The sequence below is a fragment of the Propioniciclava coleopterorum genome (assembly GCF_011393335.1).
GTDB lineage: Bacteria > Actinomycetota > Actinomycetes > Propionibacteriales > Propionibacteriaceae > Propioniciclava > Propioniciclava coleopterorum.
Genome location: NZ_CP049865.1, coordinates 2,571,158 through 2,593,059 on the forward strand (window position 1 = coordinate 2,571,158; position 21,902 = coordinate 2,593,059).

20 protein-coding genes and 6 pseudogenes are annotated in these 21,902 nt (G+C 72.2%); 15 read left to right on the forward strand and 11 right to left on the reverse strand.

The genetic code is table 11. The annotated features are described in order from the left end of the window. The first annotated feature begins 220 nt into the window (after positions 1-220). The 5 genes and pseudogenes from G7070_RS12215 (at position 221) to G7070_RS12235 (ending at position 3,973) form a co-directional block, all read left to right on the forward strand. The gene (locus tag G7070_RS12215; RefSeq protein ID WP_166233969.1) at positions 221-2,023 is read left to right on the forward strand and encodes an ABC-F family ATP-binding cassette domain-containing protein; all 1,803 of its coding nucleotides are present in this window, start codon (positions 221-223) and stop codon (positions 2,021-2,023) included. A 69-nt stretch (positions 2,024-2,092) separates the two neighbouring features. Beyond that, on the forward strand, positions 2,093-2,467 hold the full coding sequence (locus G7070_RS12220; RefSeq protein WP_166233970.1) for a GntR family transcriptional regulator: 375 nt from the start codon (positions 2,093-2,095) through the stop codon (positions 2,465-2,467). Beyond that, positions 2,464-2,772, forward strand: a pseudogene (locus G7070_RS18845) (ATP-binding cassette domain-containing protein); the annotation flags it as partial. The gene G7070_RS12220 and the pseudogene G7070_RS18845, both read left to right, overlap by 4 nt. A gap of 68 nt (positions 2,773-2,840) precedes the next feature. Beyond that, the gene (locus tag G7070_RS18850; RefSeq protein WP_246228166.1) at positions 2,841-3,311 is read left to right on the forward strand and encodes an AAA family ATPase; all 471 of its coding nucleotides are present in this window, start codon (positions 2,841-2,843) and stop codon (positions 3,309-3,311) included. Further along, positions 3,311-3,973 (forward strand): ABC-2 transporter permease, encoded by a 663-nt coding sequence (locus G7070_RS12235; protein WP_166233973.1) that lies wholly within the window; start codon positions 3,311-3,313, stop codon positions 3,971-3,973. Before G7070_RS18850 ends, G7070_RS12235 begins: the two co-directional genes overlap by 1 nt. A 4-nt stretch (positions 3,974-3,977) precedes the next feature. Here the strand turns inward: G7070_RS12235 and G7070_RS12240 are convergent, their stop codons facing one another. The 9 genes and pseudogenes from G7070_RS12240 to G7070_RS12270 all read right to left on the reverse strand — a co-directional run bounded on the left by G7070_RS12240 (position 3,978) and on the right by G7070_RS12270 (position 13,699). Next, positions 3,978-5,099, reverse strand: coding sequence for an oxidoreductase (locus G7070_RS12240; RefSeq protein ID WP_284690937.1), 1,122 nt, complete (start codon positions 5,097-5,099; stop codon positions 3,978-3,980). Between the two features lie 3 nt (positions 5,100-5,102). Continuing rightward, complete coding sequence (locus tag G7070_RS12245) at positions 5,103-5,867, reverse strand: DUF4191 domain-containing protein (protein WP_166233974.1); 765 nt, start codon at positions 5,865-5,867, stop codon at positions 5,103-5,105. A gap of 6 nt (positions 5,868-5,873) precedes the next feature. Further along, a complete protein-coding gene (gene lipA, locus G7070_RS12250; protein WP_166233975.1) occupies positions 5,874-6,821 on the reverse strand; it encodes a lipoyl synthase in 948 nt (315 codons plus the stop codon). A 9-nt stretch (positions 6,822-6,830) separates the two neighbouring features. Next, positions 6,831-8,992 (reverse strand): annotated as a pseudogene (locus G7070_RS12255) (6-phosphofructokinase). Between the two features lie 53 nt (positions 8,993-9,045). Continuing rightward, positions 9,046-9,756 (reverse strand): lipoyl(octanoyl) transferase LipB, encoded by a 711-nt coding sequence (gene lipB / locus G7070_RS12260; RefSeq protein WP_246227071.1) that lies wholly within the window; start codon positions 9,754-9,756, stop codon positions 9,046-9,048. Positions 9,757-9,862: 106 nt separating this feature from the next. Beyond that, complete coding sequence (locus tag G7070_RS19950; protein WP_431977950.1) at positions 9,863-10,600, reverse strand: 2-oxo acid dehydrogenase subunit E2; 738 nt, start codon at positions 10,598-10,600, stop codon at positions 9,863-9,865. Continuing rightward, positions 10,561-10,809: an E3 binding domain-containing protein gene (locus G7070_RS19955; protein WP_431977951.1), complete on the reverse strand. Its 249-nt coding sequence runs from the start codon at positions 10,807-10,809 to the stop codon at positions 10,561-10,563. Before G7070_RS19955 ends, G7070_RS19950 begins: the two co-directional genes overlap by 40 nt. A gap of 259 nt (positions 10,810-11,068) precedes the next feature. Further along, positions 11,069-12,040 (reverse strand): annotated as a pseudogene (locus tag G7070_RS19960) (biotin/lipoyl-containing protein); the annotation flags it as partial. A 120-nt stretch (positions 12,041-12,160) separates the two neighbouring features. Further along, a complete protein-coding gene (locus tag G7070_RS12270; protein WP_431977952.1) occupies positions 12,161-13,699 on the reverse strand; it encodes a leucyl aminopeptidase in 1,539 nt (512 codons plus the stop codon). A gap of 85 nt (positions 13,700-13,784) precedes the next feature. On the opposite strand from G7070_RS12270, the pseudogene gcvT reads away from it, so the two are divergent. The 3 genes and pseudogenes from gcvT to G7070_RS12280 all read left to right on the forward strand — a co-directional run. Next, positions 13,785-14,564 (forward strand): annotated as a pseudogene (gene gcvT / locus G7070_RS12275) (glycine cleavage system aminomethyltransferase GcvT); the annotation flags it as partial. Positions 14,565-14,683: 119 nt separating this feature from the next. After that, entirely contained in the window at positions 14,684-14,881 is a 198-nt protein-coding gene (locus tag G7070_RS19620; RefSeq protein WP_348981462.1) for a glycine cleavage T C-terminal barrel domain-containing protein, read from the forward strand. Beyond that, positions 14,878-15,195, forward strand: a complete 318-nt coding sequence (locus G7070_RS12280) for an NYN domain-containing protein (RefSeq protein WP_166233977.1) — start codon at positions 14,878-14,880, stop codon at positions 15,193-15,195. Before G7070_RS19620 ends, G7070_RS12280 begins: the two co-directional genes overlap by 4 nt. On the opposite strand, the gene G7070_RS12285 is transcribed toward G7070_RS12280, so the two are convergent. Both G7070_RS12285 and G7070_RS12290 read right to left on the reverse strand, forming a co-directional pair. Continuing rightward, entirely contained in the window at positions 15,140-15,340 is a 201-nt protein-coding gene (locus G7070_RS12285) for a hypothetical protein (protein ID WP_166233978.1), read from the reverse strand. The two genes, G7070_RS12280 and G7070_RS12285, sit on opposite strands and share 56 nt — an antisense overlap. Beyond that, positions 15,340-15,891 (reverse strand): DUF3043 domain-containing protein, encoded by a 552-nt coding sequence (locus tag G7070_RS12290; protein ID WP_166233979.1) that lies wholly within the window; start codon positions 15,889-15,891, stop codon positions 15,340-15,342. Before G7070_RS12290 ends, G7070_RS12285 begins: the two co-directional genes overlap by 1 nt. 143 nt (positions 15,892-16,034) lie before the next feature. Between G7070_RS12290 and G7070_RS12295 the strand changes: the two genes are divergently transcribed. From G7070_RS12295 to G7070_RS12330, 7 genes and pseudogenes are all read left to right on the forward strand, one after another. Then, positions 16,035-16,871, forward strand: a complete 837-nt coding sequence (locus G7070_RS12295; RefSeq protein WP_166233980.1) for a PspA/IM30 family protein — start codon at positions 16,035-16,037, stop codon at positions 16,869-16,871. A gap of 4 nt (positions 16,872-16,875) precedes the next feature. Continuing rightward, positions 16,876-17,124: pseudogene (pspAA, locus tag G7070_RS19965) on the forward strand (PspA-associated protein PspAA); the annotation flags it as partial. A 154-nt stretch (positions 17,125-17,278) separates the two neighbouring features. Further along, a pseudogene (locus G7070_RS12305) lies at positions 17,279-18,150 on the forward strand (glycerate kinase). A 107-nt stretch (positions 18,151-18,257) separates the two neighbouring features. Then, positions 18,258-18,614 carry a HesB/IscA family protein gene (locus G7070_RS12315; RefSeq protein ID WP_166233982.1) on the forward strand — a complete coding sequence of 119 codons (357 nt, stop codon included), beginning with the start codon at positions 18,258-18,260 and terminating at the stop codon, positions 18,612-18,614. Positions 18,615-18,789: 175 nt separating this feature from the next. Further along, entirely contained in the window at positions 18,790-19,635 is an 846-nt protein-coding gene (gene ctaC, locus G7070_RS12320; RefSeq protein ID WP_431977893.1) for an aa3-type cytochrome oxidase subunit II, read from the forward strand. 4 nt (positions 19,636-19,639) lie between these two features. Beyond that, complete coding sequence (ctaD, locus tag G7070_RS12325; protein ID WP_166233983.1) at positions 19,640-21,349, forward strand: aa3-type cytochrome oxidase subunit I; 1,710 nt, start codon at positions 19,640-19,642, stop codon at positions 21,347-21,349. Further along, on the forward strand, positions 21,346-21,756 hold the full coding sequence (locus tag G7070_RS12330; protein WP_166233984.1) for a cytochrome c oxidase subunit 4: 411 nt from the start codon (positions 21,346-21,348) through the stop codon (positions 21,754-21,756). Before ctaD ends, G7070_RS12330 begins: the two co-directional genes overlap by 4 nt. Positions 21,757-21,902 lie beyond the last annotated feature (146 nt).

The window sequence follows — 21,902 nt, forward strand, 5'->3', positions numbered from 1 at the left end:
CCGTATGTCGTAGTTCGAGGTCGTGCAACTCGGGGCGGAGTTGTTCTCGTGTCGCATTCGTGCTACTCGGAAGCATTCAGTGAGCATTGTCCGAATGTCGCCTTGCCTCTTGATTTATCGGCGCGACTATGAGGCGGGTCCGGGGTCGGGGCGCCGGTCGCCGCGGGCGGGCCGGTCGGGGCGTCGCCGCGCCGGGTCGGCCCGGTAGGGTTGAGCGGTCATGGCGCATCTGCTCGGGGCCGAGGGCCTTCACCTGGAATTTCCCACCAAGGTCGTCTTCGACGCCGTCTCGCTCGGCGTGGACGAGGGCGACCGCATCGGTGTGGTCGGACGCAACGGCGACGGCAAGTCCAGCCTGCTCGGCCTGCTGTCGGGGCGGCTGGAGCCCGACGCCGGCCGGGTCACCCGGCGCGGCGGGGTGCGCATCGGCGTCCTCGATCAGGCCGACACCCTGGACCCGGACCTCACCGTGGCGCGCACCGTCGTCGGGGACGCGGCCGAGCACGAGTGGGCGGGCGACCCCCGCGTCCGGGACGTCATCGCCGGCCTGCTGGCCGACGTGCCCTGGGACGCTGAGATCGGGACGCTGTCGGGCGGGCAGCGGCGCCGCGCCGCGCTCGCCGCGCTGCTCGTGGGGGACTGGGACGTCCTGATCCTGGACGAGCCGACCAACCACCTCGACGTCGAGGCCATCACCTGGCTCGCCGGTCACCTCAAGCAGCGCTGGACCCCCAGCCAGGGCGGCCTGCTGGTCGTGACGCACGACCGCTGGTTCCTCGACGAGATCTGCACCGCCACCTGGGAGGTGCACGACCGGATCGTCGAGCCCTTCGAGGGTGGGTACGCCGCCTACATCCTGCAGCGCGTCGAGCGCGACCGGCAGGCCGCGGCCACCGAGGCGCGCCGGCAGAACCTGGCGCGCAAGGAACTCGCCTGGCTGCGGCGCGGCGCCCCCGCGCGGACCTCCAAGCCCAAGTTCCGTATCGACGCCGCCAACGCGCTGATCGCCGACGTGCCGCCGCTGCGCGACGCCCTCGAGCTCCAGAGCCTCGCCGTCGCCCGCCTCGGCAAGGACGTCGTCGACCTGCTCGACGCCGGGCTCGCCTACGGCGACAAGCAGGTGCTCAACAAGGTCACCTGGCGGATCGCGCCCGGCGAGCGCACCGGCGTCCTGGGCGCCAACGGGGCCGGCAAGTCGACGCTGCTGCACCTGATCGACGGCGACCTCGCCCCGACGTCCGGACGCGTCAAGCGCGGCACCACCGTGCAGGTCGCCACGCTGGGCCAGGGGATCTCCGAGCTGGAGGAGGTCTGGGACGACCCGGTCCGCGTCGTGCTGGGCCGGCTGCGCACCAGCTACACCTTCGGCTCCGGCTCCAAGGCTCAGGAGCTCTCCCCGGGGCAGTTGCTCGAGCGGCTCGGCTTCTCCAGCGCCCAGCTGTCCACGCCGGTGAAGGACCTCTCGGGCGGGCAGCAGCGCCGGCTGCAGTTGCTGCTGATCCTGCTGAGCCAGCCCAACGTCCTGATCCTCGACGAGCCCACCAACGATCTGGACACCGACATGCTGGCGGCGATGGAGGACCTCCTCGACGCCTGGCCCGGCACCCTGATCGTCGTCAGCCACGACCGCTACTTCCTGGAGCGGGTCACCGACCAGCAGTACGCGGTCATGGACGGGGCGCTGCGCCACCTGCCGCGCGGCGTCGAGGAGTACCTCGAGCTCCGCGCCGCCGCGGCGGCCGCGCCCCGCCCCGGCGCGTCCGGCCCGTCCCGGCCCGCCGCCGCGCCCGCGTCCGGGCTGACCAGCGGGCAGGAGCGGGCGCTGCGCAAGGAGATCCAGGCCGCCGAGCGCCGCATGGAGCGGCTGCACGCCGAGATCGAGAAGCTGAACGCGACGATGGCCACCGCCGACCCCTCCGACTACGCGGGCCTCCAGGCGCTCCACGAGGACGTCCGCACCCGCGAGGCCGAGATCGAGTCGCTGGAGGAGCGCTGGCTCGAGCTGGCGGACGATCTGGGCTGATCGCCGCCCCACCCGTCTCTTACTGTCTATAGTAGTAAGTACGGTAAGGACGGTGAGGACGGTGAGGGCGTGCACATCCTGGTGTCGCAGTCGAGCGGGGTGCCGCTCTACGAGCAGATCGTGGAGCAGGTCATCCGGGCGATCCTCGCCGGCGAGCTGGCCGCCGGGGACGCCCTGCCCTCGCTGCGCGCGCTCGCGGCGGACCTGCGCGTCAGCCTGATCACCACCACCCGTGCGTACGCCGAGCTGACCGCGGCGGGCTGGATCGTGAGCGTCCCGGGGCGGGGCGCCTTCGTGTGCGAACTGGACCCTGCCCGCATCCGCGCCGGCGCCCTGGAGCGCGTCCGTGCGGACCTCACGCGCGCCGTCTCGCTCGTGCGGGACGGCGAGCACGTCACCCTCACCGATCTGCATCACATGCTGGAGGAGGAATGGCGACGATGAACACGGCGATCGCGACGCGGGGCCTGGTGGTGGAGCACGGGACGTTCGCCCTCGGGCCCCTGGATCTGCAGATCCCCGCAGGTCTGGTCACCGGCTTCCTGGGGGCGAACGGGTCGGGCAAGACGACCACGCTGAAGACGCTGTTGGGGCTCGTCCGACCGCGGGGCGGCGCCTATGAGATGCCGCCGGCCGGTCAGGTCGGGGTCTCGCTCGACGAGCTCTGCCTCGTCCCGGACTGGACGCTGCGGCAGGCGGCGGCGGCGATCGCCGGGTTCCGCCCCGGTTGGGACCAGCCCTACGTCGACGCGGTCTGGGAGCGGTTCGGGTTGCGGCCGGACGCCCGGGTGAAGGAGCTGTCGCGGGGCAGGGAGGGGTGCTCGGGGTCTCGCTGGCCCTGGGGAACCACCCGGCGCTGCTCCTGCTCGACGAGCCCACGAGCGGGCTGGACCCGGGCGCGCGTCTCGACCTGGTGGACCTGCTGCGCGAGCACATGGTGGCCGACGGCAGGACCCTGCTGTTCTCCACCCACATCACGGCCGACCTGGACGACTTCGCCGACCACCTCGTCCTCATCCGGGACGGCCGCATCGTCTCGCAGGGTCCGGCCGCCCAGGTGCGCGAGGGGGTCGCGCTCGTGCGGGGGCTGCGCGAGGACCTGATCGGGGCGCCGGCCGGCCTGCTGCTCGGCGCCCGGTGGCGCGGCGACCGGTTCGAGGGCCTCGTCGCCGTCGACGAACTCGGCGCGGTCCCGCGGCGCTGCGAGGTCGCCGAGGCCTCGCTGGACCAGTTGGTGGCCCTCCTGGGCCGCACGGACCGCGGTGCGCCGCGGGGGAGGACGCGGTGATGGCAGCGACGTGGCGGTTCGCCGGGCTCGACCTGAGGGCCCTGTGGCCCTACTACCGTGCGATGGCGTTCCCGGTGGTGCTCATCCTGGTGGCGCTGGGGGTGACGACCGGCGAGCCGGGCGGCCTGATCGTCGCGATGGCGATGGCGGCCTGCATCTTCGTGCCGCAGTACCTGTTCTCGCTCGACGAGCGCTCGCGGCTCGACACGCTCTACGCGGTCCTCGGCATCCCCCGGGCCGCGGTGGTGCGGGGACGCTACCTGAGCACCCTGGCGATCGCGGGGGCCTTCATGCTGCTGGGCGTGGCGGGGGCGCTCGTGGTCGCGGCGGTGCGCGGCCTGCCGGTGACCGCCGGCGAACTGGCGCTGATGGCCGGGGTGGGGGTGCTGATGATGGCGGTGATCCTCGCGGGCACGCTGCCGCTGCCGTTCGCCCTCGGGCAGACCCGCGCGCGGTTCGCGGCGCTCGGCCTCGCGGGAGGCGTCACCCTCGTCCTCGCGCTCGTCGCCCTGCTCGCGCCGGGCGCGCTGTCCGCCGCGCTGGACGCCCTCGCCTCCTGGCACCCGGCGGCGGTGGCGACGGGGCTCGCGATGGTCGCGGGGGCGTTGCTCGCCGGATCGATCGCCCTGTCGACCGCGCTGTACGGCCGCCGGGACCTGTAGGAACTCAGTAGCCCGAGCGGGCGTACTGCGGGGCCTGGGGGTTGTCCGCCGGCAGCACGCCGAGCTCGGACGCCGCCGCGGCGGCCCAGTGCGGGTTGCGCAGGGCGGCGCGTCCGATCGACACGGCGTCGGCCTGCCCCGACACGAGGATCGTCTCGGCCTGACGCGCGTCGTCGATCAGCCCGACCGCGCTCACGACCGCGCCGGTGCCCGCGAGCGCTGCGTGGATGCGGGACGCGAGCGGCACCTGGTAGCCGGGCGCGACCGGGACGGCCGAGCCGGCGGTCAGGCCGCCGCTGGAGGCGTCCACCCAGGTCACGCCGTGGCGCTCGACGAGGACGCGCGCGAGCCGGGCGTTGGCCGCCACGTCCCAGCCCGACTCCACCCAGTCGGTGGCGCTGAGCCGGATGCCCAGCGGCTTGTCGGCGGGCCACGCGGCGCGCACGGCGTCCACGACTTCGCGCACGATCCGCGTCCGGTTCGCCTCCGAGCCCCCGTAGCCGTCGGTGCGCGTGTTCGTGAGCGGCGAGCAGAACTGGTGCAGCAGGTAGCCGTGAGCGGCGTGGATCTGGACGACGTCGTAGCCGGCCGCGTCGGCGCGCCGGGCGGACGCGGCGAACGCCTCGACCACCCCGGCGATGCCGTCGGCGTCCAGGGCGCGGGCGGGCGCCAGGGAGGGCAGCACGGGGGCGTCCGCGACCCCGACGGTCGCCCAGCCGCCGGCCTCCGGCGGGACGGTGCCCGCGCCGAAGCCCGGCAGCGCCGGGTAGGTGGACGCCTTGCCGCCGGCGTGGGCGAGTTGCGCCCCGGCGGCGGCGCCCTGGCTGTGGGCGAAGGCGACCAGGCGGGCGTGCGCGGCGGTCTGCTCGTCGTTCCACAGGCCGACGTCGCCGGGCGAGATCCGGCCCTCGGCGGTGACGCCGGTGGCCTCGGTCACCACCAGCCCGAAGCCGCCGGCCGCGAAGGCGCCGAGGTTCTGCAGGTGCCAGTCGTGCGGGACGCCGTCGCCGGCGTCGATCGCGTACTGGCACATGGGCGCCACGAAGGCGCGGTTACGCACGAACATCCCCGCGCCGGACGGCGCGGGGATCGTGACGGGCGTGAAGAGCAGGGGTGGGGTCGCCACGGGTCAGCGGCCGCGCATGGCGCGGTTGAGGCCCTTCGGGGTGGGCATCGGACCCTTGGGCAGCGGCGCCTTCGGGCGGACGGCGTCCAGCGCACGGATCCGCTGCTTCACCTCGGCGACCTGGAACGGCTGCAGCGCCTTGGGCAGCTTCTCGATGTGCTTCTGCAGATCGCCCAGCTTCATCTGGCCGCCCGCGTTGCCGAGCACCAGCGTCGTGACGGGCGTCCCGAAGGACACCTGCTCGTGCTTGCGCTGCTCGCCGTTCAGCATCTCGCGGACGCGTCCGGCCGAGCCCTCACCGATCAGGACGATGCCCATCGGCCCGACGACGCGGTGCACCATGTCCATCTGGCGGTTGGCGTTGATGCCCATGTCGTAGGAGTACTTCTTGTTGTTGAGCAGCTGCAGGGCGACCTCGGCCGAGCCCGGCTGCCCCTCGTAGCGCTTGATCGTGGCGAACTTCACCCGGCGGGTCAGGATCAGCATGGCGCCGAGCAGGCCGGCCATCAGCGCGAGCGGCACGTAGGCCCACCACGCCATCTGGGTGAGCAGCCCCAGCACGATGATGACCGCGGCGACGCCCAGGCCGACGCCCAGCATCCACCAGGTGACGGACGGGTCGATCTCGGCCGTGCGCTTGTAGGCCTCGACGATCTGCCGGACGCGCCCCCAGTCGCGGGGGTCGTCGCTGTTCTTCTTGCGCAGCTTCTCGGCCTTCTGCTCGGCCTTCTGCTTCGCGGCGAGCTCTTTCGCCTTCTCGCTAGCCATCCTGGTTCACTCCACGCTCGTCGTTGTGGGTGCCTTCTTGCGGGCCTCGATGGCCTGTCGGTAGAGCCTGCCCGCGCGATACGACGAACGGACCAGGGGACCCGAAAGCACTCCCGCATATCCTAGGCCCTTCGCCTCCTCTTCGAGGTCGCCGAACTCCTCCGGCGTCACCCAGCGGTCGATCGGGTGGTGCAGCGAGGACGGCCGCAGGTACTGCGTGATGGTGATGAGTTCGGTGCCGGCGTCGCGCAGGTCGACCAGCGCCTGGCTGATCTCCTCGCGGGTCTCGCCCATGCCGAGGATCAGGTTGGACTTCGTGACCAGGCCGAACGCCCGCGCCTTCGTCAGGACGCCCAGGCTGCGGTCGTAATCGAACGCCGGCCGGATCCGCTTGAAGATCCGCGGCACGGTCTCCACGTTGTGGGCGAACACCTCCGGGCGGGACTCGAACACCAGCCCCAGGGCGTGCTCGTTGCCCTTGAAGTCGTCCACCAGCAGTTCGACGCCGGTGCCCGGGTTGAGCGCCCGGATCTGGCGGCAGGTCTCGGCGTACAGCCAGGACGCCCCGTCGGGCAGGTCGTCGCGCGCCACGCCGGTGACGGTGGCGTACTTCAGCCCCATCTCGCGCACCGACTCGGCGACGCGCCGCGGCTCGTCCCGGTCGTAGCCCGCCGGCTTGCCGGTGGCGATCTGGCAGAAGTCGCAGCGGCGCGTGCACTGGTCACCGCCGATGAGGAAGGTCGCCTCGCGGTCCTCCCAGCACTCGAAGATGTTGGGGCAGCCGGCCTCCTGGCACACGGTGTGCAGGCCGCCGTCCTTGACCCGTTGCTGCATGTCGCGGTACTCGGGGCCCATCGTGGCCCGGGTCTTGATCCACGGGGGCTTGCGCTCGATGGGCGTCTGCGCGTTCTTGGCTTCGATGCGAAGGAGGCGGCGAGGCTGGGTGTCGGTCACCCGGTCATTCTAAACGCCGTCGGCACCCGGGTCGCGAGGGCGTCTGCCCAGCGCGTCCAGTACGGGTTTCAGCACGAGCCACCACTGGTCGACGGGGCGCCGGACGTCCCAGTCGACGAGGTCGTCCAGGTCCTTGACCGAGCGCATCCCGTCCGGGGTGGCGAAGGTGTGCAGGCTGCCGGACGACGCGAACTGCTCGGTCATCCAGTCGATGACCTGCGCGGCGAACCGGACGCCGTTGATGCGGTCGAACGGCGACGGCGTCCCGCCCTGCTGCACGTGCCCGAGCACGACCCCGCGGACGCTGTAGCCGCCCTGGCCCTCGGCCTCGAACATCCGGGTGAGCAGGTCGGTGGTGTAGAACGCGGAGGCGTCCTCGTTGCGGATCGCCAGCCAGAAGTTCTGGCCGTGGGTGAAGGCGTCCACCATGGCGTCCACGTCGTGCTTGAGGTCGGCGATCGTGATGCCGTCCTCGTGCAGGTAGACGCGCTCGGCGCCGGCGGCGACGCCCGTGGCCAGCGCGAGGAAGCCGCAGCGGCGTCCCATGGTCTCGACCACGAACGCCCGCTTGGACGCCGTGGCGGACTGCTTGATCCGGTCCACCGACTGCACGTCCACGTTCAGCGCCGAGTCGGCGCCGACGGCCATCTGCAGGCCCGGCAGGTTGTTGTCCAGCGACGCGGGCACGATCACCATCGGGATCCCCAGCGCCGGGAACCGCTTGCGTTCGTGGTTGATCCGGTTGAGCGCGCGGTACGCCTGGAAGCCGCCGATGATGACGAGCCCGTCGAGCCCGTGGGTCTCCAGCGAGCGGGCGACCGCGTACAACTCGCTGTCGCCGGGGATGCTGCGGCGCGTGCCGAGGTTGGCGCCGGCCGCGGCCTCCCAGCCCTCGACGTCGCCCCACGACAGCTCGCGCAGGTCGCCGTCGATCAGCCCCGGGAAGCCGCCCTGGATGCCCACCATCGTGTGGCCCTGGTCGACGCCGAGCCGCACGACGGCGCGGGCGGTCGGGTTCATGCCGGGCGCCAGCCCGCCGACGTTCATCACGCCGATGCGGCGCGAGCGTCCGCGCGTGGCCACCTCGGGGCGGGCCTCCGACAGCCGGCGGAACACCCCGGCCATCTGCACGAACGACGGCCCGCGCGCCGCCATCGCCTCGTCGTAGCGGCCCTCGGAGATCAGGGTGGCCACGTCCTTGGTGGCCTGCACGGCGTCCAGCAGCGGCATGGCGTGGGGCCGGTTGGCGCGCACGCCGATGACCTGCGGCTCCCGGTCGCCCGTCATCACCTCGTCGACGGCCGCGCAGCCGACCATCGAGGCCATCCAGCGGTCGTAGGCGCTCGGGACGCCGCCGCGCTGGACGTGGCCCAGGATCGTGACCCGCGCGTCCTCGCCCATCTCGTCGGACAGGACGCGCCGGACGGCGTCCGCGGTGATGGGGTTGCCGTCCCGGTCGGCCGCGCCCTCGGCGACGACGACGATGGATGTCCGGCGTCCGGCGTCGCGGGAGCGGCGCAGCACCCGCGCCATCCGTTCGTGCCAGTCGGGGCCGGGCGGGTTCTCGGGGATGAACACGTAGTCGGCGCCGCCCGCGACGGCGCTCATCAGGGCGAGGTAGCCGCAGTGCCGCCCCATCACCTCGACGACGAAGCTGCGCTGATGGGAGGCCGCCGTGGACGCGATGGCGTCGATCGCCTCGGTGATCCGGTGCAGCGCGGAGTCGGTCCCGATCGTCATGTCGGTGCCGACCATGTCGTTGTCGATCGAGCCGACGAGCCCCACGACCATCAGCGACGGGTGGGTGGACGCCTCCCGCTCGGTGATCAGGCCGTCGGCCAGCAACGTCTCGATGTGGCCGGGCCACTCGTCGCGCAGCACGTCGGTGCCGGTCAGGGAGCCGTCGCCGCCGATCACGACGAGCCGGTCGATGCCGGCGCGGATCAGGTTGAGGGCGGCGGTGCGGCGGCCCTCGGGGTGCGGAAGGCCGCGCAGCGGGCGGTGCCGATCACGGTGCCGCCCTGGATCATGATGCCGCTGACGTCCTCCCACGACAGCGGCCGGATGTAGTCGCCGCCGTCGACGGCGCCCTGCCAGCCCTCGTAGATGCCGTAGACCTCGGCGCCGGCGGTGATGCCGCCGCGCACGACCGCCCGCACGGCGGCGTTCATTCCGGGGGCGTCTCCGCCCGACGTCAGGACCCCGATGCGCACGCTCACGCGGCTCAGACTAGGGCGCGCTCCGGCCCGGACGTCAGCGCGAAGGAAAGTTGCCGTTCCAGTTGCGGTTCGATTGCACGGGCCACGTCGACCAACCGCGGGGGCGCCGCGCCGGTCTCGTCCTCGATGCTCGTGACGCCCGCATCCGCGATGCCACAAGGGATGATGCTGCCGAACAGCCCGGTCGAGGTGGCGGCCACGTTCAGGGCGAAGCCGTGCATCGTCGTCATCTTCGCCACCCGGACGCCGATGGCGCAGATCTTGCGCTCGGGCCGGACGCCGTCCGCCGGCAGCCACACGCCGGTGCGCCCCTCGACGCGGATCCCGGGGACGCCGAACTCGCCGGCGAGCGTGTCGATGACGGCCTGCTCGAGGCGGCGGACGTACTCCAGCGGCCCGTACTTCCGGGTCAGGGTGACGATCGGGTAGCCGACGAGTTGGCCCGGGCCGTGGTAGGTGATCTTGCCGCCGCGGTCCACGTCCACGACGGGCGTGCCGTCCTGGGGGCGCTCGTGCGGCTCGGTGCGCTTGCCGGCCGTGTAGACCGGCGTGTGCTGCACGAAGAGGACCTGGGGGCCGATCTCGCCGGCGACCACGCGCGCGTGCACGTCGCGCTGCAGTTGCCAGGTCTCCCGGTAGTCGCTCTCGGTGAGGTCCGCGCCGTCGTAGCCGAGGTAGGTGAAAGTGAATCCGTCACAGGCGTTCAGGGGTGCCACCCGATCATCGTACGCGCAACGGGTCCGCCCGACCGGCGGTTCCACAGGACGCACGCGCGCCCGCCCCCTCGCAAGGGGACGGGCGCGTGCGCTTGTCAGGAGCGGATCAGACGCCGAACTCGGCGCCGAAGTCGCCCTCTTCGAGGCGTGCCTTGACGAAGGAGAGGAATCGGGCCGCGACCGCGCCGTCGATGATGCGGTGGTCGTAGGTCAGCGACAGGTACATCATGTCGCGCACCGCGATCACCTCGCCGAGCTCGGCGTCCCTGATGACCATCGGGCGCTTCACCAGCGCGCCGGTGCCCATGATGGCCGACTCCGGCTGGTTGATGATCGGGGTGTCGAACAGGGTGCCGGCCGAGCCGTAGTTCGTGATGGTGAACGTACCGCCGCTCAACTCGTCGGGCGTGACCTTGTTGGCGCGCGTGCGGGCCGCCAGGTCGCCGATCTTCTTGGCCAGCCCGGTGACGTTGAGGTCGCCGGCGTCCTTGATGACCGGGACGAGCAGGCCGCGCTCGGTGTCGACCGCGATGCCGACGTGCTCGGCCGCCGGGTACGTGATCGTGCCGGCCTCAGCGTCCACCTGGGCGTTGACCACCGCGAACTGCTTGAGCCCCTCGACGGCGGCCAGCGCGATGAACGGCAGGTAGGACAGCGACGCGCCCTCGCGGGCCTTGAAGGCGTCCTTGGCCTTCGCGCGGAGCTTGCTGATGTTGGTCAGGTCGACCTCCACCGTCGCGGTGAGCTGCGCGGCCGTCTCCAGGGAGGCGTTCATCCGCTGGGCGATCACCTTGCGCAGGCGCGTCAGCTTCTCCGTGGTGCCCCGCTTCTCCGAAGGCTGCACGGGGCCGAGGCCTTGGCGGCCGGCGCCGCGGCGGGAGCCGCCGGTGCAGCGGCGGGTGCCGGGGCGGTGGCCTCGGGCGCCGGGGCCTTGGCCGCCTCGGCGGCGGCCAGGACGTCCTGCTTGCGGATGCGGCCGCCGACGCCGGTGCCCTCGATCGAGGCCAGGTCGATGCCGTGCTGCTGGGCGAGCTTGCGCACCAGCGGCGTCACGTAGCCGGCATCGGGGGCCTCGCCCGTGGCGCGGCGGGGAGCCGCGGACGGGGCGGGGGCGGCCTGCGGAGCCGACGCCTGCGGGGCCGGAGCCGGGGCGGCGGGCGGGGTCGCCGGGGCCTGCGGGGCGGGGCGGCCTCGGGTGCCGGGGCGGCGGGCGCTTCCTGCTGCGGAGCGGCAGCCGGGGCTTCCTGCTGCGGGGCCGGGGCGGCGGGCGCGGGGCGGCCGGTGCGGCGTTGGCGTCGCCGATGATGGCCAGGACGGCGCCGACCTCGGCGGTCTCGTCCTCGGGGACGCGGATCTCCAGGATGGTGCCGGCGGCGGGGGAGGGGACCTCGGTGTCGACCTTGTCGGTGGAGACCTCGACGATGGGCTCGTCGACCTCGACGGTGTCGCCGACCTCCTTGAGCCAGCGGGAGATGGTGCCCTCGGTGACCGACTCGCCCAGGGCGGGGAGGGTGACCTCGGTGCCGGACGCGGGGGCGGCGGCGGGGGCCTGCGGGGCGGGGGCGGCCTCGGGCGCGGGGGCGGCGGGCGCTTCCTGCTGCGGAGCGGCGGCCGGAACTCCCTGCTGCGGGGCCGGGGCGGCGGGCGCGGGGGCGGCCGGTGCGGCGTTGGCGTCGCCGATGATGGCCAGGACGGCGCCGACCTCGGCGGTCTCGTCCTCGGGGACGCGGATCTCCAGGATGGTGCCGGCGGCGGGGGAGGGGACCTCGGTGTCGACCTTGTCGGTGGAGACCTCGACGATGGGCTCGTCGACCTCGACGGTGTCGCCGACCTCCTTGAGCCAGCGGGAGATGGTGCCCTCGGTGACCGACTCGCCCAGGGCGGGGAGGGTGACCTCGGTGCCGGACGCTGCGGCGGCGGGAGCCTGCGGGGCGGGGGCGGCCTCGGGCGCCGGGGCGGCGGGCGCTTCCTGCTGCGGAGCGGCAGCCGGGGCCTCCTGCTGCGGGGCCGCCGGGGCGTCCTGCTGCGGGGCGTCGCCCGCCTCGTTCGGGTCGCCGATGACGGCGAGCGTGGCGCCGACCTCGGCGGTCTCGTCCTCGGGGACGACGATCTGGAGGATGGTGCCGGCGACGGGGGAGGGAACCTCGGTGTCGACCTTGTCGGTCGACACCTCCACGATGGGCTCGTCGACCTCGACGGTGTCACCCACCTGCTTCAGCCATCGGGAGACAGTGCCTTCGGTGACGCTTTCACCCAGCGCGGGGAGGGGGACATTGGTCGGCATGCTCGCAGGCTCCTTCTTCGATGACTGGCCGTTTCCGTCCCCCACACTAGCCCCCTGCCGCGCCTTTCACACCACGGCCCGGGCCGCCCCGAGCGCCCGGGAGCGCTCGGGGACGACCGCTCAGGAGCGCGCGTCGGCCAGCGTGCGGGCCAGCGCCACCAGGGTCCGGACGCCGCTGCCGGTGCCGCCCTTGGGGACATAGTCGTACGGCCCGCCGGTGTTCCACGCGGGGCCGGCGATGTCGAGATGGGCCCACGGCTCGCCCTCGGGGACGAACTCCTGCAGGAAGGCCGCCGCCGTCAGCGCGCCGCCGTACCGGGTGGTGCCCGAGGACGCCAGGTCGGCGACCTCGCTGCGCAGGTTGTCGTGGATGTGCTCGGGGATCGGCAGCTGCCAGAACGCCTCCCCGGACGCCTCCGCTGCATCCAGGAGGGTGTCGGCGGTCCCGTCGTCGGAGGCCATCAGGCCCGCGACCCGCTCGCCCAGCGCCACGACGCAGGCGCCCGTGAGGGTGGCGATGTCGACGGTGAGGTCGGGATCGTCCTCGCTCGCCCGCACCAGCGCGTCGGCCATGACCAGGCGGCCCTCGGCGTCGCTGTTGGCGTTCTCGACGGTCTTGCCGCCGTACATCGTCAGGACGTCGGAGGGCCGGTAGGCCGAGCCCGACGGCATGTTCTCGGCCATGGCCGCGTACGCGGTCACGCGCACCTTCAGCTTCAGCTCGGCGATGGCCGCGATCGCCGAGATGACCGCGGCGGCGCCCGCCATGTCGGTCTTCATCGTGATCATGCCGTCGGCGGGCTTGAGGTTGAGGCCGCCGGTGTCGAACGTGATGCCCTTGCCGACCAGCGCGAGGTGCGCCTTGGCGCCGCGCGGGTTGTAGCTGATCCGGACCAGCCGGGGCGGACGCGTCGACCCGCCGCCGACGGCCAGGATGCCGCCGTAGCCGCCGCGCGCGAGCGCCTTCTCGTCCAGCACCTCGACGTCCAGCTTGGCCGCCTTGGCGACGGCGCGGGCGTCCTCGGCGAACGTCTCGGGGTACAGCAGGTTGGCGGGGGTGTTGACCCAGTCGCGGGCGCGGTTCACGGCCCGCGCCACGGTGGCGGCCGCCTCGACCTGGGCGCCGGCGTCCTTGGCGGCGGACACGACCGCCAGCGACGCGATGGGGTCGGAGGCGGGCTCGCTGCTCGCCTTGACGTAGCCGTAGCTGCCCAGCAGCGCGCCCTCGGCGACGCCGCGGACGACCTCGGGCTCCACGGCGTCGACGCTGATGGCGACCTTGAGGTGCCGATCCCCGGCGGTCGCGGCCGCCGCGCGCACGCCCGACCCCGCGGCGCGGCGCACCTGCTCCGGCGTCACGTCGACGCCCCCCAGGCCGGTCACGACGACGACCGGCACACCCGGCAGCGTGACGGTGGCGCCCACCTTGGTGGTCGCCCCCAGTTGCTGCGCCGACGCCAGCAGCGAGGCGCCCTGGCGCTTGGTCCACGCCTTGTCCAGATCCTCCCCGGCGCCCACGAGGACGGGACCCCCGGAGGCCTCGGCGAGCCCGACGACAAGGACGTCGGCGTCCTTGGGCAGGCTCGATACAGCGGTGATCGGGGCAGCGAAGCGTTGGTCACAGGTCTCATCCCTCCGTGTGGTGGCTCGACTCGCCAGCCTACTCACGGTCGCAGCCCGGCGGGTGCCGGACGGGCACGCGGAGGACGCCGAACGGGCCCGTCCGCTGGGGTAGGTTGAGCGCATGGCCGAGGAGAAGACATCGCCGTTGCACGCGCGCCACGAGGCGCTGGGAGCCAAGTTCGCCGAGTTCGGCGGCTGGTCGATGCCCCTGCAGTACTCCTCCGTGGTCGCCGAGCACACCGCGGTGCGCCAGGCGGTCGGGATCTTCGACGTCAGCCATCTCGGCAACGCCCGGGTCGCCGGGCCGGGCGCGCGGGACTTCCTCAACGCCTGCTTCACCAACGATCTCGGCCGCATCGGCCCGGGCCAGGCGCAGTACACCCTGTGCTGCTCCGAGGACGGCGGCGTCGTGGACGACCTCATCCAGTACCTGGTCTCCGACGACGAGGTCCTGCTCATCCCCAACGCGGCCAACACCGCCACCGTCGTCGACCTGCTCGCCGCCGCCGCGCCCGAGGGCGTCACCGTGACGAACCAGCAGGAGGACTTCGCGATCCTGGCGGTCCAGGGTCCTCGCTCCGACGAGGTGCTTTCCGCGCTCGGCGTCACCGCGGACCTGGACTACATGCAGTTCCGCACCACCACGATCGCCGGCTGCGAGGTGTCGCTGTGCCGCACCGGCTACACCGGCGAACTCGGGTACGAGGTCGTGTGCCGCACGCAGGACGCCGGGGCCGTCTGGGACGCCCTGCTGGCCGCCGGCGAGCCGCTGGGGATGCTGCCCGCGGGCCTGGGCGCCCGCGACACGCTGCGCACCGAGATGGGCTACGCGTTGCACGGCCACGAACTGTCCGACACCATCACGCCGGTGATGGCCGGCCTGGTCTGGGCGGTCGGCTGGGACAAGCCCACGTTCTGGGGCGCCGAGGCGCTGCGCGCGCAGCGGGCCGAGGGCCCGCGCGCCGCTCCCGCGCCATCAAGGCCGCCGGGCGCGGCATCCCGCGTCCGGGGATGGAGTGCGTGGACGCCGACGGCGCCGTGGTGGGCGTCCTCACCTCGGGCACCTTCAGCCCGACGCTGCAGGCCGGGATCGGCCTGGCGCTGCTCGACCCGGCCTACAAGCCCGGCGCCGACGTGGGCGTCCGGGTGCGGAACCGGGTGGAGCCGTTCACCGTGGAGAAGGCGCCGCTGGTGCAGCCCCACGTGCGCGCCCAGTGACGCGGCGGTGGTGGGCGCACGTCGCCCTGGCCGCGGTCGGCGTGATCGTCGTGGTGTGGGTGCTGACGGTCGGGGCGAACCCGACGATCAGCTGCCGGGAGGTCGTCATGCACCCCGGCGACACCTGCGCCAACGCGCAGGGCACCCGCGTGCAGACCTACCAGGAGCGCTACGACGCGGCGCAGCAGGCGCGTCCCGTCATCGGCGGGGTGGGCGCCCTGGTCGCGGCGTTCGGGGCCGGCCTCGCGGTCGCCGAGGTCAGGCGTGCAGGCTCATCGGGCCGTACACGACCCGACCGTCCTGCAGCAGCGTGACCTCGTCGAGGCCCGCGTCCTCGAGTTCCTCGTAGTTCTGCGTGAGCCACGCCTCGGCGTCGGCCTGCGTGGGGAACTCCTGCGCCAGGCCCGTCGTGACGGCCACGGCGTCGTCGGCCTGCGGCGAGTCCCAGCGCCAGGGCATCAGAACGCCTCGCCGCGCTTGATCCGGGGCGGGGGCTGGCGCCAGCGGCGGAACGACATCTGGCGGTTGAAGCCGTAGAACAGCAGGCCCTTCAGCGGCGTGCCCGGGATGCGCTGGGCGGCGAGCTGCTTGAACCGGCGCCACAGCAGGGCGGCGTCCAGCACGATCAGGGCGATGAACGCCCAGGTGGCGTACAGCAGCCACTGGATGTAGGGCGTCAGCTGCGGGATGAACGCCAGCGCCATCACCCCGAGCAGCACGGGCATCGCGATCTCGGCGGGGTTGAAGCGGGAGTCGACCAGGTCGCGCATCAGCGTGCGGCCGGGCGTCTCCTCCTGGCGGGCGAGGTTGCGCTGCCGCTCGACGTAGGTGGCCTCGCGGTCGCGCTTCTTGGCCTCCTTGGGCGACAGCGTCGGGTTCAGGCGCTGCCGTCGGGCAGCCTCCGCGTCACGCCGCGACGGCGTCGGCGCGTTCTTCTTGTCCTGGGAGGAACGCGGAACCACGACGGGTTCGGGCTCGGGCGCGGGGTCCGACTTCTTGAACAGGGCCACGTGTGATCAGGTCCTTCTGCTGCGATGGGAACTCTCCCAGTCTAGTTCAGGGGAAGCTCCGGGGCACGACGCCGTCGCCGACGCGGGGGCGGGGGCTAGGCTGTGACCGCTGAACCGCCCACGGAAGGACCCTAAGGAAGACCATGGCCGGCTTGTTCGAACGACTCAGGATCATTTTCAACGCCAAGGCCGAGAAGGCGCTGGACAAGATGGAGGATCCGCGCGAGACCCTCGATTACTCCTACCAGCGGCAGCTCGAGCTCCTGCAGAAGGTGCGCCGCGGCGTGGCGGACGTCGCCACGAGCCGCAAGCGCGTCGAACTGCAGGCCAACCAGCTGGACGCCGAGATGAAGAAGCTGTCGCTCTCGGCGCAGCGCGCGCTCGAGGTCAACCGCGAGGACCTGGCCCGCGAGGCCCTGACCCGCAAGTCCGGGCTGCAGAGCCAGCTCGAGGACCTGATGACGCAGCACTCCACCCTGCAGGGCGAGGAGGAGAAGCTGGTCCGCGCCAGCACGCGCCTCCAGGCGAAGGTGGACGCCTTCCGCACCCGCAAGGAGACCATCAAGGCCACCTACTCCGCCGCCGAGGCCCAGACGCGCATCAACGAGGCGTTCACCGGCATCAGCGAGGAGATGGGCGACGTCGGCATGGCGATCCAGCGCGCCGAGGACAAGACGGCGCAGATGCAGGCCCGCGCCGGCGCCATCGACGAGCTGCTCGCGTCCGGCGCGCTGGAGGACCCGACGCACACCTACAAGGACGACATCACCCGCGAGCTCGACTCGTTGGCCTCGTCCTCGGAGGTCGAGAACGAACTGGCCGCCATGAAGGCGTCCATCGGAGCCCTCCCCGGGGCTCCCGCCCAGGCGGCGCCTCAGATCGCCGCCAGCCCCGCCCAGCCGGTCGAGGCCGAGGTCACCGAGGTGACCGACGACGCCGGTGCGGGCGACTCCCGTCCGGCGTCCGGCCCGCAGGGGTGACGCCATGATCGTGCGCATCCTGGGTGAGGGGCAGTACCGCCTCGAGGACGCCGAACTGGAGATCCTCAACGCGCTGGACGACGACGTGGAGGCCGCCGTCAAGGCGGGCGACGAGGAGTGGCTCGTCCGGGCCCTGACCCGGCTCCTGGCCGAGGTCAGGGAGCAGGGCAACCCGCTCGACGACGACCTGCTGATCGACTCCGACGTGATCATGCCTGCGGCGGACACGCCGCTGGAGCAGATCCGGGAGTGGATCGGCGACGAGCAGGGTGCCGGGGGTTGCTTCCCTAGTGCGCCTGCTCATCTGCACCGATCGCCTCGGGGCCCTCGCGTCGTCCGACGCGGGGGCCGCGTTGGGTCGCGCGTTCGTGCGCGCCCGCCCCGGCGTCGAGGTCGCCGTCGTGCCCATGGCCGCCGGCGGCGCCGACCTGCGCGCCGCGCTGGCCGACCTGGGCGACGCCTCCCCGGTCGTCACGTCCGGCGATCCGGAGGCGCCGGCCGTCGCGGGCATCGACCCCTGGTCGACATCCCTGGAGATCGGGAACGCCCTGGCCGCCGCGCTGGCGTCCCGGCCGGCACGCGTGGTGGTCGACCTGACCGGCGTTCGCACCCACGACGCCGGTTCGGGCATCCTCGCGGCGCTCGGCGCGCACGCGGACGTCGCCCTGGACGCGGGGGTCGGCGGGCTCGCCGGCATCACGCGCCTCGACCTCGAACCCGCCCGCGCGCTGGTGGGGGACACCGAACTCGTGGCCGTCGTGGACCCGGCCGAGCTGGGCGACCTGTTGCTCGGCCTGCGCGGCGTCACCGCGCGCCGCGGCCACGCCACGGGCGCCGACCCGGCGCTCATGCTCGCCACCGACGCGTCCCTGGGGTCGCTCGCCGGCCTGCTGGGCGTCCCGGACGGCCCGGGGATGGGCGCGGCCGGGGGAGCGGTGGTCGCCCTGACCGCGCTCGGGCGTGGCTCACCACCGGCCCCGCGCTGTGCGCCGAGACGGCGCAGTTCGAGAGGACGGCCGCCGCCGCCGACGTCCTCGTGACCGGGGCCGACCAGCTCGACTTCGTCCGGCGCGGCGGCCCCGTCGTGGGCGAGGTGATCGCCGCCGCCGAGCGGACCCTGCGGCCGTGCGTGGTGGTCGCCAGGACCGTCGACGTGTCGGCGCGCGAGCTCCGGACCTTCGGCGTCGAGGTGGCCTACGCGGTGGGCGGGGAGCCCGACCTGGGCGCCGACGCCCTCACGACCCGCGCCGCGGGCGTGGCGGGCAGCTGGACGTGGTGAGGGCGTCCGGGCTTCGGCGAACCCGCCCCGTGACCTAGACTGGAACGAGCACGGTGCCGCGCATCCCGTTCGGACGCGGCCCCACCGATCACGGAGGAATCACCCACATGAGCGTTGATCAGCAGCCCGAGGTCCAGGCCGACGGCATCATTCTGACCGAGGTCGCGGCGAAGAAGGTCTCCGACCTCGCCGCCAGCGAGGGCGAAGAGGGCCTGGCGCTGCGCATCTCGGTGGCCCCCGGCGGCTGCTCCGGCCTGCGCTACCAGCTGGCCCTGGACGACCGCGATCTCGAGGGCGACATCGAGAAGGAGTGGTACGGCGTCAAGGTCGTGACCGACCGCATGAGCGCCCCGTACCTGTCCGGCGCGACGATCGACTTCGTCGACACCATCCAGCAGCAGGGCTTCACCATCGACAACCCGAACGCGGGCGGCTCGTGCGCCTGCGGCGACAGCTTCCACTGACACACCCCGTGACCGCGAGGTCACGAAAGGGACACAGTGTCCCACACTGCGGGCACCCGGCAGCCTCGGAAGAGGCGATCGGGTGCCCCTTTGGGTTACTGTGCCTAGGTGCATCGACAGCCTGGCCGACCATGCCCTGTTATGGACCGGCCGACGACCAAGGGAAGGGTGTGACGTGGCTCCGAATCGAACCCGGTTCGCCCGTCGAGCCGTCGCGGCGGTGGCCGCCGTCGGTGGTGCGCTGGCGCTGAGTGGCTGCTCGCAGGCGACGCTGGAGCAGTGGACGCGGTGGGGCCTCCCCGAGGCCGCGACCGACCGTGCTCCGTTCATCGGGAACCTGTGGAACGGCGCGTGGATCGCGTCGATGGTCATCGGCGTCCTGGTGTGGGGCCTGATCGGCTACGCGATCATCCGGTTCCGCCGCCGCAGCCACGACGAGGCTCCCAAGCAGACGCAGTACCACCTGCCGATGGAGATCCTGTACACGCTGGTGCCGTTCCTCATCATCGGCGTCCTGTTCTTCTTCACCGTGCAGGCGCAGAACGGGGTCCTGGCGAAGGCCGCGGACGGCGACGTGCACGAGATCGACGTCATCGGGCAGAAGTGGTCCTGGACGTTCAACTACCGCGAGGCGGACAACCCCGCCATCGGCAGCGACGCCCACACCGTCGGCACCATCGAGACGATCCCCACGCTGTACCTCCCGCTGAACAAGCCGGTGCGGTTCAACCTCGAGTCGGCCGACGTCATCCACTCCTTCTGGGTCCCCGACTTCTACTTCAAGCTCGACGTCATCCCGGGCCACCCGAACAGCTTCGACGTGACGCCCACCAAGGAGGGCGAGTTCCTCGGCAAGTGCGCCGAACTGTGCGGCACCTACCACGCGCAGATGGTCTTCCACGTGAAGGTGCTCCCCGAGGCGGAGTACGAGGCGCAGATCAAGCAGTTGGCGGCGTCCGGCCAGACCGGTGACCTGGTCGCCCCGTCGTTCCCGTCCACCGGACCGAAGAAGGAGGGCTGAGCACATGACCGCAACCGCTGCACGCGTCGACTCCAGCGTCGCCGCCGCGCCCGCGCGGCGCCTCGGTAAGGGTGAGCTCGTCTGGTCGTGGATGACGACCACCGACCACAAGGTCATCGCGAAGCTGTACATCTGGACGGCCCTGGCGTTCTTCGCCTTCGGCGGCCTGCTCGCGCTCGGCATCCGCGCCGAGCTGGCGTTCCCGGGGCTGCAGTACCTCAGCTACGAGTCGTTCAACCAGTTCTTCACCATGCACGGCACGATCATGCTGCTGATGTTCGCGACGCCGATGTTCGCGGCCTTCGCGAACGCGCTGATGCCCATCCAGATCGGCGCCCCCGACGTCGCGTTCCCGCGGCTGAACATGTTCAGCTACTGGCTGTACCTGGCCGGTTCGCTGATCGCCTGCGCGGGCTTCCTGAGCCCGGACGGCGCGGCCTCCTTCGGCTGGTTCGCCTACGTCCCGCTCTCGGACGCCATCAACAGCCCCGGCGCCGGCGGCAACCTGTGGATCGTGGGGCTCTACCTGCTGGGCCTGAGCTCGATCCTCGGCGCGGTCAACTTCGTCACCACCATCGTGCTGCTCCGTGCCCCCGGCATGACCATGTTCCGCATGTCGATGTTCACCTGGAACATCCTGGTGACGTCGCTGCTGATCCTGGTCGTCTTCCCGGTGCTCGCGGCGGGCCTGCTGGTCCTGCTCAGCGACCGCGTCCTGGGCACGCACATCCTGGACGCCGCGACCGGCGGCGCGATCCTGTGGCAGCACCTGTTCTGGTTCTTCGGCCACCCCGAGGTGTACGTGCTGGCGCTGCCGTTCTTCGGCATCGTCACCGAGATCATCCCGGTGTTCAGCCGCAAGCCGGTCTTCGGCTACATCGGCCTGGTGGCCGCGACCCTGTCGATCGGCGCGCTGTCGATCTCGGTGTGGGCGCACCACATGTTCGTGACGGGCGCGGTGAACCTGCCGTTCTTCTCGTTCATGACGTTCATGATCGCGGTCCCCACCGGCGTGAAGTTCTTCAACTGGATCGGCACGATGTGGAACGGATCGATCCGCATGCAGAGCCCGATGCTGTTCTCCATCGGCTTCCTGACCACGTTCCTGTTCGGCGGCCTCACCGGCGTCATCCTGGCCTCGCCGCCGCTGGACTTCCAGGTGTCCGACACCTACTTCGTGGTCGCGCACTTCCACTACGTGCTGTTCGGCACCGTCGTGTTCTCGATGTTCGCCGGCTTCTACTTCTGGTGGCCCAAGTGGTACGGCTACAAGCTGGACGAGAAGCTCGCCGTGCTCCACTTCTGGCTGATCTTCCTCGGCTTCCACATGACGTTCCTCGTGCAGCACTGGCTGGGCGTGGAGGGCATGCAGCGTCGTATCGCCGACTACCTGCCGCAGGAGGGCTTCACCTTCCTCAACCAGGTCTCGACGGTGGGCGCGTTCCTGCTGGGCGTCTCGATGCTGCCGTTCCTGTGGAACGTGTACAAGAGCCACAAGTCGGCTCCCCGCGTCACCGAGGACGACCCGTGGGGCTGGGGCCGTTCGCTGGAGTGGGCCACCTCCTGCCCGCCGCCGCGCCACAACTTCACGTCCCTGCCCCGGATCCGCAGCGAGGCTCCCGCCTTCGACCTGCACTACCCGGAGATGTCGGGCCGCGGCGTCGTCGCGCCGGCCGAGCCCAAGGCTGAGATCGCGCAGGAGGAGTCCCGATGAAGTCCGAAGCGAAGATCTTCTTCTTCCTGGTCGCCTTCTTCGCGATCGTCACCCCGGCGTACGCCTACGTGACGTGGTCGATGGGCCACTTCGAGGTGATCGGCACCACGGTGCTGGCGCTCACCCTGCTGTTCTCGCTGATGATCTGGGGTCTGCTCATCATCACCGGGCGCACCGTGGGCATGCGTCCCGAGGACCGCAAGGACGGCGAGATCGTCGAGGGCGCCGGCGCCCTGGGGTTCTTCCCGCCGAGCAGCATCGTCCCGTTCTGGTCCGCGATCGCGATCGCGGTCATCCTGCTGGGCGCCGTCTATGGCTGGTGGCTGTCGCTGCTGGGCGTCGGGCTCGGCATCTGGGCCGCCTGCGGCTGGGCCTACGAGTTCTACACCGGCGACTACAAGCACTGAGCGTCAGGCGAACGGCCCCGGATCCCTCTCGGATCCGGGGCCGTTCGCCGTTCGCACGTCCCGGGCGATCGGAGTCGGCGCTCGCCGCCGCGCGGACGGACCGGGAACCGCTGCGCGGTCGGGTGCTGCCGCCGCGGGGCGGGGCG